This window comes from Rugamonas fusca (assembly GCF_014042365.1).
GTDB lineage: Bacteria > Pseudomonadota > Gammaproteobacteria > Burkholderiales > Burkholderiaceae_D > Rugamonas > Rugamonas fusca.
Genome location: NZ_JACEZS010000002.1, coordinates 66,872 through 78,245, shown reverse-complemented (window position 1 = coordinate 78,245; position 11,374 = coordinate 66,872). Strand labels below are relative to the sequence as shown.

The window sequence follows — 11,374 nt, the reverse complement described above, 5'->3', positions numbered from 1 at the left end:
GGAAGTTATCCTCTTGGTCTGGGAGGGTGGTTGGAACACGGCGCGCATGCCTGGCCGGCGGCGCCCGTGCGGTGGAGATGGTCGATCAGGTCGGCCGGTGGCATGGGCTGGCAATAGAGCTCGCCCTGGTAATAGTCGCAGCCCTGGGCCCGCAATTGTTCCAGTTGCTGTTCGTGATTGACGCCCAGCGCCACCACCTGCATGGCCAGCGCCCGCGCCAGGTGGATCATGGCGGCCACGATGTCGCTGCCGCCGTCCTCGCGGCCGATGGCGTGCACGAAGGCGTGGTCGATCTTGAGTGCGTCGAATTGCAGCTGCTTGCAGGTGGCCAGCGACGAGTGGGCGCTGCCGAAATGGTCGAGCGCGAGACGCACGCCCGCTTCGCGCAGCTGGCGTAGCAGGGACTGGGTGCCGTCGTCGGCGCCGGGCAGCAGCGTTTCGTTCAATTCCAGCGTGACGCTGCCTGCGCTCAAGCGCTGGCGTCTCAATATGGGTAACAGTTGCTGCGCCAGTTCCAGCTCCAGCCTGGGCGCGGCCAGGTTGAAGGCCACGCCAAGCAGCGCCGGCGGCGACGCCTGGCGCCAGCTGGCCACTTGGGCGCAGGCGTTGGCGATGACCCAGGCGTCGAGCCGGTCGAGCAGGGCGCGGTCGGGCACGCTGGGCAGGAACTGGTGCGCCGGGAGCAGGCCCAGGCGCGGGTGGCGCCAATACAGCAGCGCTTCCGCGCTGTGCACGGCGCCCGTCTCCAGCGCCACCTGCGGCTGGTAGCGCAATTCCAGCTGGTCTTCATCGAGCGCTTGCCGCAGTTCGCGCGTCCATTGTTCGCGCTCGCGCTCGCGCGTGTTGAGCTCCTCGTGGAAGAAGCGGATGCTGCAGCCCTTGTCCTGCTTGGCCTGGTACATGGCCAGGTCCGCATGGCGCATCAGGGTGCGGGCGCAGTCGCCATCCTGCGGATAGAGAGCGATGCCCACGCTGGGCACGCTGCGGATGCGGTGGCTGCCGATCACATAGGGGCGGGCGCCAGCCTGCTCGATTTTGCGCGCCACGCGGGCCGCGTTGGCGGCGGCCCGTTCACCCTCGATCAGCACCACGAATTCGTCACCGCCCAGCCGGGCCACCACGTCTGACACGCGCACGGCCGCCGTCAGCCGGGCCGCCACCTGGCGCAGCAGTTCGTCACCCACTTCGTGGCCATAGTGGTCGTTGACTTCCTTGAACTTGTCCAGGTCCAGGAACAGCAGCGCGAACTGGGTGCGGTGACGGTCGGCCGAGGCCACCGCATGTTCGAGCTGCTGGATCAATGAACGGCGGTTGACGAGATTGGTCAGCGCGTCACGCGTGGACAGTTCGCGCGCGCGTTGTTCGGCGTGCTTGCGTTCCGTGATCTCCGCTTCCAGTGCCTGGTTGATGCGCTCCAGTTCCTGCAGACGCTGCACCCGCAGGTCCTCGTTCAGGCGCGCCAGTTCCTCCGACTTCTGGCGCAGCTGGATGGTCTGTTTCGTCATTTCCACGAACACTTCCACCTTGGTTTGCAGGATCTGGGGAATCACGGGCGTGAACAGGTAATCGACGGCGCCTTTCTGGTAAGCCTTCAGGCGGTTCATCTCGTCGGCGTAGTGGGCCGTGATGAAAATGATGGGCACGCCAGCCGAACGCGGGTGGGAGTGGATCGCCTCGGCGGTCTCGAAGCCATCCATGTCCGGCATGTTGACGTCGAGCAAGATGACGGCGAACTCATGGCGCAACACCTGGCGCAACGCCTCCTTGCCGGAGCCGGCCGTCAAAAGCTGATAGCCGTGCTGCCGGGCCGAGTCCGCCAACAAGTTTTCCAAGGCAAACAGGCTGGCGGGATCGTCGTTGACAAGTAGCACTTTCGGAATAGGCACGGTGTCGCTGCATCGGAATGAGGTCGGCGCTTGTGAGTGAAAAGATACGCCGGTGCGCTTGGTAGTCAAGCGAAAAGCGGCGCCCGCAACCCGTTTGCAAGGCAATAGCCGCCCGTGGATTTCCTGAATGAAATAGCGTAACGGAAATTAAGGGGGCACAGCGCACGATAGGGACGCCGGTTGCTGGCTGACCCACACGGGCGCCGACCACAACAGCTTGCCGTCGTCCTGGGTCAGCCGGGCGTAGTAGAAGTGCTGGCCGGGGGCGGGCGTGAGGCTGGTGTCGGCCGTATGGGCCAGCTCGCTGACGGCGCCGTTGCGTCCAGGTACGCCTTCGATGATAGTCAGTTCGGCCACCGCGCGGCCCGGTGCGCCCGCGTAGCGCACGCTCAGGGCGAGCGGGCCGCAGTTGACGAAACGCTCGCCCATCAGGTGGCCATTGGCGGTCAATACGATTTGCGCCTGCTTGTCCATGGTGGCGAATACGCGGCGCGCGCGCAGGGCCGCCAGCAGGCTGGCGTTGTCGAGCGCGGTGCCGCTGGGCAACAGGATCGCGCTGCGGTTGCTGTACGAGGCGCCCCAGTTGGCGCAATGGTTGTCCTGGTCGGAGCTGAAGGCGACGTGGTAGCCAGCCTCCAGCAACTGGTCGCACACGGCTTCGTAGTTGCTGCGGTGGCTTTCGCTCTCGTCGGCGCTGTGCGAGAAGGCGCTGCTGTTCATCACTTCGCACAGGGCCATGACCTCGTCGCCATCGGGCGTGTAGGCCAGCGGGACGCCGTTCACCTTGAACTGGTCCGGGGCCGGATGGTTGAACTGGCCCAGCCAGCCGCGTGCGCGCATCAGGCTGTAGAGGCTGGCGTAGTCGTTTTTCGCCGTTGCCGTATCGGCCAGCAACTGGCCACTGGCGTTGCGCTCCCAGCCCAGCAGCTCGGGGCTGTTGAAGATGTTCAGGTGGCCACCGCTGGCGATCACGCCCCATTCCTGGCCGTAGATGGCGAGAAAGCCGGGGTGGCTGGCGTTGTAGGTGGTGGCGTCCTGCAAGCCGCGCTGGTACAGGGCGGTGGCCTGTTGCGGATCGGCGTCGGGGTTGGTGCCGTCCGAGCCGTCGTACATGTGGTTGTGCTCCGACGTCATGAGGAAATCGAGGCCATGGGCCTGGGCGTAGGCGTAGGCATCGGGCGGACCGAGCGCGGCGCTTTGCGGATCTTGCGCGCCCGTGCAATGGGCCAGGTCGCCGCCGCCGTCGCTGTGGTTGGTCTGGCTGTGCAGGTTGCCGTAGTACACGGTATAGGGGCGGATGTCGGCCTCGTCTGGCGCGGGCGGGCCGCTGGTCGCGGGCCGTGCCGCGCCGGTCGCCAGTGGGCGTAACGGGGGCAGGGCCTCCAGGGGCGTCGTCCCCAGCGCGATGGGCCACTGCTGCGTGATGATACTGGCGCCGGAACGCGCCCGCAGGCGCAAGCGGTAAGCACCTGGCGCGGGAACGCGGTGGGTGCCGCCGGCGCGGCCATCCCAATCAAGGCGGACAGTGAGCGGCTGTGCGCCGAGTTGGGCGGCGCCATGCCAGCGCCGCAGCACCGCGCCCGTGCGCGAGCGCAATTCCAGCTGCCAGGCGGCCCGGTGCCGCCGGCCCTGGTCCGGGTAATTCAGGTACACCGCGATGGTCCGGTGCGCGCCGGGGCCGGCACGGTAGGGCACGTCGAGCGTGGCGTCGAATTCGCGATGGTCGGGCTGTGCCTGTGTGCGCGCTGGTGTGCGTGGCGGCAGCGGCGCCGCGCTGGCCCATGCCATCGTGGCGCAGAGCAGGGCCGCGCAGCCACGTGACGCGACGGCCCGATGTACGCAACTGCGCGCTGGCGCGCTTCCCGTTAATATAGCGGCTACCTGCCGCGTGGCGGCTGCGCTCACGACTTTCTCCTTGCAACTGAAGAGTTAGAGTGCAAGGCGCCGCCGCCGGTTCCGCACAAGGCGCAGAATATCCAGCATGACTGTTGATATATGTCGTAAGGCGGAAAACTGAAGCTGGCTTTTGCAGGAAAACGTGGTTACCCGACGTCATTAATAGTATGCTGCTGTGATGCAAATTTCTTTCGATCAGGCGTCCTGGCCAGGCTGTCATTGCCTGCTTTTCTTCAGACATAAAGTGATGGACGATGCGCACATTGGTTAAGCTGGGGAAGGCACTGACGAGCTCGCGCATGCTGATCTGGGGCGTGGGCTTGTCGCTGGCGCTGGCGGTCGGCATGACGCTGTACGCGGCCGCCCTGAAGACCGTGGAGGATGACGCCGAGCAGCGCTTCCAGAACCTGACCCGCAGCACCCAGTACAGTATTTCAGCCCGCGTCAAATCGTATTCCGACCTGGTGCGCGGCCTGGTGGCGCTGTTCCAGACCACGGACAACCTGAGCCGCCTGCAGTTTCACCAGTATGTGGCCAGCCTGGACTTGCCGCAGCATTTCACGGCCATCGAGGCGCTGACGTGGGCGCCGCTGGTGACCGATGCCCAGCGCGACGCGTTCGTGGCGGCCGTGCGGGCCGACCGCAGCCTGGAGCCGCAAGGCTATCCCAAATTCGACATCAAGCCGCCCGGCCGCCGCGCCCATTACGCCGTGCTGACCTATCTGGAACCGACCGCGCTGGCCCAGGAGAAGATGGGCGTGGACATCGCCGCCAACCCCGCCATCGACCGCGCCATGGAACTGTCGCGCGACAACGGCCAGGTGGGGGCGTCGGGCCAGCCCATCGTCGTCAACCAGCCCACGCCCCACATCGGGCTGGGCATGCGCCTGCCCGTGTACCGGCGCGGCATGCCGGTGACGGACGTGGTCAGCCGGCGCGCCGCCTATCTCGGCACGGTGGGCATCGGCTTCAGCGTGCCCAAGCTGGTGCAGGGCGCCATCGACGAAATGGCCGTGCGCCAGGTGCACCTGACCCTGTACGCGGACGGCAGCACCGACGTCGAGCAGCGCCGCCTGGTGATCGAGAAGACGGACCGGCTGCTGTTTAACGACAACGGTTCCATGCAGCCCAGTGTGCTGCCCGCGGGCCACGAGGCTGAATTCTTCCAGTCCGTGCTGCCGATCGACTTCAACGGCGCCTTGTGGAAGGCGCATTTCGTCGTGCGCAAGGCCGACTTGCTGACCGTGTTCGACACGTATTTCCCCAGCATCGCCCTGGTCACGGGCTTCGCCGGCACGATGCTGATCTACGGCTACTTCTTCATGCTGTATTCGTCGCGCCGCAGCGCCATCAAGCAGCGCTTGCTGCTCGACACCGTGCTCAACAACGTGGACGCCCGCGTCTACATGAAGAGCCAGGACCGTCGCTACATTTATGCCAACGCCAAGGTGGCGCAAGTGATGGGCTTGCCCGCGCAGGACATCATCGGCAAGGAAGACCGCGAACTGATGCCGGCCCAGGCCGCCGACGCGGCCTGGGCCGACGACCGTTCCGTGATCGCCGACAACGTCAAGCGCGCCGGCGAGGAACAGTACACGGACAGCGACGGCAATGTGCACCACTTGTGGACGGTGAAGGTGCCGGTGGAGATCGACCGCGCCGAAACGGCCGTCATCGCGCTGTCGACCGATGTGACGGAGCTGCATAAGCTGAAGGAACAGGCCGACGCGGCCAACCAGGCCAAGAGCGATTTCCTGTCCAACATGAGCCACGAGATCCGCACGCCGATGAACAGCATCATCGGCATGGCCCATCTGGCGCTGAAAGCCGTGAGCGACCCCAAGCAGCGCGATTACCTGAGCAAGATTTTCCACTCCAGCCAGCATTTACTGGGCATCATCAACGACATCCTGGACTTTTCCAAGATCGAGGCCGGCAAGATGGAACTGGAAGTGGCCGACTTCGCGCTCGACACGCTGCTCAGCAATATTTCCAGCCAGCTAGGCGAGAGCGCCGCCCGCAAGGGGCTGGAGCTGGTCTATGAAATCTGGCCGGGCCTGTCGCACCAGTTGCGCGGCGACCCCTTGCGGCTCGAGCAAATCCTCCTTAACTTCACCAATAACGCCATCAAGTTCTCCGAAAATGGCAAGATCCACATCCGCGCCCGTCCCGTGGAGGATCGCGACAACGCCACCCTGGTGCGTTTCGAAGTGCAGGACGAGGGCATAGGCATGACGCTGAGCCAGATGGGCAGCCTGTTCCAGTCGTTCCACCAGGCCGATACCTCGACCACGCGCAAGTACGGCGGCACGGGCTTGGGCCTGGTGATCAGCAAGCAACTGGCCGAACTGATGGGCGGCACCGTGGGCGTGGAGAGCCGGCTGGGCGAGGGCAGCACGTTCTGGTTCACGGCGCGGCTGGGCAAGGGGACCAGTTTCCTCGAACCCAACGACGGCGCCGTGCTGCCCGATGTGCTCGACAGCATCCGGGGCGCGTCCATCCTCTTGGTCGAGGACAACGTATTCAGCCAGCAAGTCGGCCAGGAATTGCTGGAGGACGCGGGCGCCATCGTGGCCGTGGCCAACAACGGCAAGGAAGCCATCGACATGCTGCTGCGCAAGCGCTACGACTGCGTGCTGATGGACGTGCAAATGCCGGTCATGGACGGCTTTGAAGCCACGCGTCTGATCCGCTCCGATTCCCGCTTGCAAGCCACCCTGGTGATCGCCATGACGGCCAATGCCGGCCGTGAAGACCAGCGCCGCTGCATCGAAGCGGGCATGGATGAGTTCGTCACCAAGCCGATCGCTCCCCAGTTGCTGTTTAACGTGTTGTCAAAATGGATGAACCAGCGGGCGCGGGCGGCCGGCCCGCTCGCCTTGGCCGACCCACCGGCCGCCAGGCTGGTGCCGGACGTGGCCTTGCCTGTCCCGGCCGCGAGCACGACGGCCGGCACGGCTAGTCCGGCAAACACGGCTAGCCCTGCCGGCGTTGCCGCCGGTACCGCCAGCAAGGCGTTGCTGACGGCGCCGCCGGCTACCGCCGGGGTTGCGGCCGGCGTGGGGGCTGTGCCCGCCGTGCCACTTCCCGCGTCCACGCCGGCCGGCAGCCCCGTTGCGGCCGCTGCCGACGCCGCTGCATCGCCCATCAGTCCGGCCGCCGCGAGCCGCGGTCCGGCGATGACCGGCGCCGCCCAGGCTGCCAGCGCCGATTCCGCCACCATGGGCCTGCCAGCCGGCGCAACATCCGTAGCGCCCCCGGTCGATGGTGTCAATGCACCGGCCGTGCCAGCATCCGGCCAGGCCACCCCGGCGCCGCAGGCCGATGAGGCTGAGATGTTCGACCTGGCCGCCCTGGGCCAGACTTTCGGCAACAAGCCGGACAAGATGCGCAAGTATGCGATGCTGTTCCTGGATTCGGCCCGCGATGGCATGGTGGAAGTGGACGCGGCGCTGGCTCAGGGTGACCTGACGCAACTATCGGAACTGGGGCACCGCATCAAATCGTCCGCCCGCGCCGTGGGGGCCATGCGCTTTGGCAACCTGTGCCTGGCGTTGGAGCAAATGCGCAAGGAACCCGATGCCGCACGGGCGCGTCAACTGGTGGGGCAAATGCACGCCATGTTGGCGCAGCTCAATGAATTGGTGGCGCAGGAGTTGCTTGCGTTGGCGGCGGACTGAGCCAGATCATGATGCGCCGCACCGACGGCGGCGCATAGCCGTTAAGGACGGCAGCCGGGCATGGGTTGCGGTGCCGGCGACATGAACGTCACCGCATCGTTGCAGATCAGGTAAGCCAACTGCCATTTCCCTTGATTATTGCCGGCCACCTTGGCCGTGTGCAGCAGCACGCGAGCACCCTCATAATTGCGCAGCAAGCGCACGACGGCCCGGCCATTGGGATTGGTATCCTGGCGTGGCGTGAGTTCGACCGTCAGATCGCCCAGTGATTCGACCACCGTTTTGCTGTAGGGTGGGGCGTCCAGTTCCAGCGTCTTGCCGGCGATGCCGGTACCCTGGATGGAGATGGAAAAGTGCGGCGGCGGCATGTCCTCGACGCCACGGGCCTGGGCAGCGGCCGCAGCCACGCCCAGCGCAAAAATAAGGCAAACTCCTGCGGGACGTATCGACATGCGGCACTCCGGAAACATGATGGCGCAAATGGTACTGCATCTTGCTGCATGGAATTCTCTCCAAATATTGCGTCGTTCCGCTTGCTGCCTGCCGCAGAATAGTTCAGCAGAACCTGGTCTCGCCGCCTATAATCTGTTTGATAATAGATGAATGTTTATGCAATAGTGCTTATTTGGGAAGCTGTATGACGCGTTACGCATGTATGTTACGGGGCATCAACGTCAGTGGTCAGCGCAAGATCGCGATGAAGGAACTGGTCGGCGTCTGCCAATCACTTGGTTTCACCAAGGTTGAGAGCTATCTGCAGAGTGGCAATATCGCCCTGAATAGCGAACTCGATGCGGTGGCACTGGAAACGACCCTGGAACGCGCTATTTGCCGCGAGTTCGGGTATGCCGACGTTGATGTGCTGGCCCGCACCGCAGCGGAGATCCAGGCGGCTATCGACGCGGTGCCGGCCGCCTGGAAGGGGCGCGACACGGCGACCCTGTATTTCACCTTCCTCAAGGCGGAAGGTGACGCCACCGTAGAGCGCGGCAGCTTCCTGCCCGATGAATTCTCCATCGGCGAAAAAGTGGTCTATGTGCATTGCCCTGGCGGGTATGGAAAGACCAAACTGAATAACAGCTATTTTGAGCGGGTGCTGAAATTGCGCGCCACCACACGCAACTGGAATACCACCACCAGACTGTACGAACTGGCACGCGGCTAAGGAGCGTGTTGTGGTCCGGCTCCCTCGGCCAATGGCATCAATTCCAATGGAGGAGTCAGCATGACACGCGTTCGAGTTGAAAGTTTCACGATTTCCATCGATGGCTATGGAGCGGGCCCGGATCAGGATCTCGATAATCCGCTCGGCGTAGGGGGCCGGGATTTGCATCAGTGGATGGTCCCAACGCGCACATTCCAGCGCGCACACGGACTGGGAGAGGGCACGACTGGCGTCGACGAGGATTTCGCCGCGCGGGGCTTCCAGAATGTCGGTGCGTGGATTCTGGGGCGAAACATGTTCGGGCCGGTTCGCGGCCCCTGGCCTGATTTGTGCTGGCAGGGCTGGTGGGGGAATAACCCGCCCTATCATGTACCCGTCTTCGTCCTGACCCACCACCCACGCCCATCACTCCAGATGGAGGGCGGCACGACGTTCCACTTCGTCACAGGCGGCATACACGAAGCGCTGGACCGGGCTCGCCAGGCTGCGAATGGCAAGGACGTGCGCATTGGTGGCGGGGCTTATGTGATCCGGCAATATCTACAGGCGGCGCTCATCGATGAATTGCATATCGCGATCTCTCCCATTTTGTTGGGCCGGGGCGAACCATTGTTCGAAGGCCTGGACCTGCGGGCGCTCGGATACGAGTGCGTCGAATTTGTCGGAACGGAAAAGGCGACCCACGTCGTGCTTCGGCGCCGGTAATGGACGAATTGACGTTATCTCCTGCTTGCGGCAAGCGGCGGACCTCAAGGAAGCACCACGCGCGCGAAAACTCAGAAAAGTGTACCAATGGCTCTTGAATCGACGACGAAAATCGCGTTTTCGCATCGCTTCCAGTCCTCGGATGTCAGCCACTCTTCGTAGGCAGCGGCATCGAGGGTTTTCTTATTTCGTGCGTCCAGCTGGGTGCAGAGCCGGGCGACCATTTCTGCCTCCAACGGATGTTGGAGATAAAAGGTCGCCGTATGGTCAGGCACATTGTCGGCAACGGTTGCGCGTTGCTCATCACACGCACTAAAGAGCAATACCATACTGTACAGCACGATTCTTCGCAGACTAAGCACGTTATCGCCACTTGCACTATTACAAGCTCGAAGTTGAAATGTAACGTATTGTAACCAAAGTGTCGGAGGCGACGCATTACCAAGTAGTAATGTCCAGTTTGACTAAAGCGCGTTACCGATGAAATTACCTCAGTTCGTGGGAATTTGTGACTTTTTCATTTTGGCAAGCTGGTATCCTGTGCCCTTTGACCCAAGCAGGCCAGTCGCTGCCGGAGGAGAAGTTGGCATGCGCTCAATTTTTGACTGTAATCGAGTTCAATTTTTAGGCGCGGCACTTATTATTTGGGCCGCATTGGTGGTTTTATATGCCTTGATTTATTTTTCCTCGAATATATTTTTTGGTACGGGGGATGGCCGATGGGATACATATGGACTAGTCGTTGCCATTCTCTCGCTACCCTATGCTATTGCCATGCTTCTTGTGAATATATTTTGCGTCTTTAGGGGCGAAGAAGGCTATGACTAACGTCAGTTTTGGCGGGTGGATACATCACTGGGAGGGGCTGGAGGCTATTTTCGGCCAATTGCAGACGTACGGATTATCGAAAGTAAAATTAAATGAATAAAATGCGAGTCGCTTTAATTGCCGTTATAAAACGTCAATTTCGGATGGTTTTATTGGTGTTCGTAATTAACGTTGGAATTAAATATTGGTGCGATGGACAACTAACGCTAGCAAGCTGTGTCGCGATCATGTTCGGAATCTTTCTGGTCGCTCTCTTGTATGCCGTAGCTGAAATATATTGGATTAATAAGAAAAAATAAATCTGCGCTTCTTGATGTAGTTTCCGATATTTCTGATATCGGCCAGGAGCTATCTGTGGCGTTTGACAGGGATTGATATGCGAGCGGAAATTCGAAGGCTAATCGATTTGGACACGTTGCCTAGCGAAGACGAAGGCGACGTCGACAGACTCCGCAAATACGAGATCGAATATCGCGCAATCAAACGGCCCGTTACCGACGAAGAGGCAATTGCGCTGCTGAGTCTTTTTGGCGAAGATGGGTGTTTCGGCCTCGCCTCATCGCTGATGTGCTTGATAGAGACTGCACCAGGCTGGCCAATTAAAGAGCGCCTAAATGGCTCTACGAATCCCTGGGTCCTCGAAATGAGAAATCGAGCCATCCGTGGAGGCGTCTTGCGAGATGAAGAATAGGTCACAGTTCGGCAAGAGCGGACGGCCGTATTTTTAGGAAAAAATGAAATGCCTTCAAAAGTAAGCTGGCCCAATGACGCAGATGGGGATGTTTTTCGTAGAATGCAGAAAAGTGGGTTTGACTTCGATAAGGCTGTCGATATCGACTTTAATGTAGATTTTGATGCGTGGCCACCTTCCGAAGAACTAGTGAGTATGCTTCGGTCGCAATTTAAGAATGTGAAGATTTATTCCCCTGACTCGAGTGGCGACGGATATTTCCAATTCGTCTTAAATGCTGTGCCAACGTACGAATTAGTTATGTCTATCCAAAAATCCATCTCTGAAATGGCGGTCCGGTTCGGGGGGGGTGAATCATGGGGCGTGCTGCAATGAGTCTGATAGCGGCCAAGAACGGTCATTCAGAATAAAATTAGCTGGTAAAAAGGAATTTATGAAAAACCGAATTATAGCGTTTCTGTTGGCATTAAGTTTTACTTCGGTACTATTGACATTTATTGTTTTTGTTTCGATGAAATCTTTA

At 61.3% G+C, this 11,374-nt stretch carries 9 protein-coding genes; 5 read left to right on the top strand and 4 right to left on the bottom strand.

Annotated features, from left to right (window positions below):
- Window positions 1-5 precede the first annotated feature (5 nt).
- Together H3H36_RS03645 and H3H36_RS03640 are read right to left on the bottom strand one after the other, a co-directional pair.
- Window positions 6-1,886 carry a putative bifunctional diguanylate cyclase/phosphodiesterase gene (locus H3H36_RS03645; RefSeq protein ID WP_182214189.1) on the bottom strand — a complete coding sequence of 627 codons (1,881 nt, stop codon included), beginning with the start codon at window positions 1,884-1,886 and terminating at the stop codon, window positions 6-8.
- 147 nt (window positions 1,887-2,033) lie between these two features.
- Window positions 2,034-3,674, bottom strand: a complete 1,641-nt coding sequence (locus H3H36_RS03640; RefSeq protein WP_182214187.1) for a CehA/McbA family metallohydrolase — start codon at window positions 3,672-3,674, stop codon at window positions 2,034-2,036.
- Between the two features lie 362 nt (window positions 3,675-4,036).
- On the opposite strand from H3H36_RS03640, the gene H3H36_RS03635 reads away from it, so the two are divergent.
- The gene (locus H3H36_RS03635; protein WP_229219713.1) at window positions 4,037-7,462 is read left to right on the top strand and encodes a CHASE domain-containing protein; all 3,426 of its coding nucleotides are present in this window, start codon (window positions 4,037-4,039) and stop codon (window positions 7,460-7,462) included.
- Between the two features lie 41 nt (window positions 7,463-7,503).
- Here H3H36_RS03635 and H3H36_RS03630 read toward each other — a convergent pair whose 3' ends face one another.
- Entirely contained in the window at window positions 7,504-7,914 is a 411-nt protein-coding gene (locus tag H3H36_RS03630; RefSeq protein ID WP_182214185.1) for a hypothetical protein, read from the bottom strand.
- 185 nt (window positions 7,915-8,099) lie between these two features.
- Here H3H36_RS03630 and H3H36_RS03625 point away from each other — a divergent pair, with 185 nt between their 5' ends.
- Window positions 8,100-8,627: a DUF1697 domain-containing protein gene (locus tag H3H36_RS03625; protein ID WP_182214183.1), complete on the top strand. Its 528-nt coding sequence runs from the start codon at window positions 8,100-8,102 to the stop codon at window positions 8,625-8,627.
- A gap of 60 nt (window positions 8,628-8,687) precedes the next feature.
- Window positions 8,688-9,332 (top strand): dihydrofolate reductase family protein, encoded by a 645-nt coding sequence (locus tag H3H36_RS03620; protein ID WP_182214180.1) that lies wholly within the window; start codon window positions 8,688-8,690, stop codon window positions 9,330-9,332.
- Between the two features lie 71 nt (window positions 9,333-9,403).
- Here H3H36_RS03620 and H3H36_RS03615 read toward each other — a convergent pair whose 3' ends face one another.
- The gene (locus tag H3H36_RS03615; RefSeq protein ID WP_182214178.1) at window positions 9,404-9,673 is read right to left on the bottom strand and encodes a hypothetical protein; all 270 of its coding nucleotides are present in this window, start codon (window positions 9,671-9,673) and stop codon (window positions 9,404-9,406) included.
- A 139-nt stretch (window positions 9,674-9,812) separates the two neighbouring features.
- On the opposite strand from H3H36_RS03615, the gene H3H36_RS03610 reads away from it, so the two are divergent.
- A complete protein-coding gene (locus H3H36_RS03610) occupies window positions 9,813-10,160 on the top strand; it encodes a hypothetical protein (RefSeq protein WP_182214175.1) in 348 nt (115 codons plus the stop codon).
- Window positions 10,161-10,899: 739 nt separating this feature from the next.
- Complete coding sequence (locus tag H3H36_RS03605; protein ID WP_182214173.1) at window positions 10,900-11,226, top strand: ribonuclease E inhibitor RraB; 327 nt, start codon at window positions 10,900-10,902, stop codon at window positions 11,224-11,226.
- Window positions 11,227-11,374: the final 148 nt, after the last annotated feature.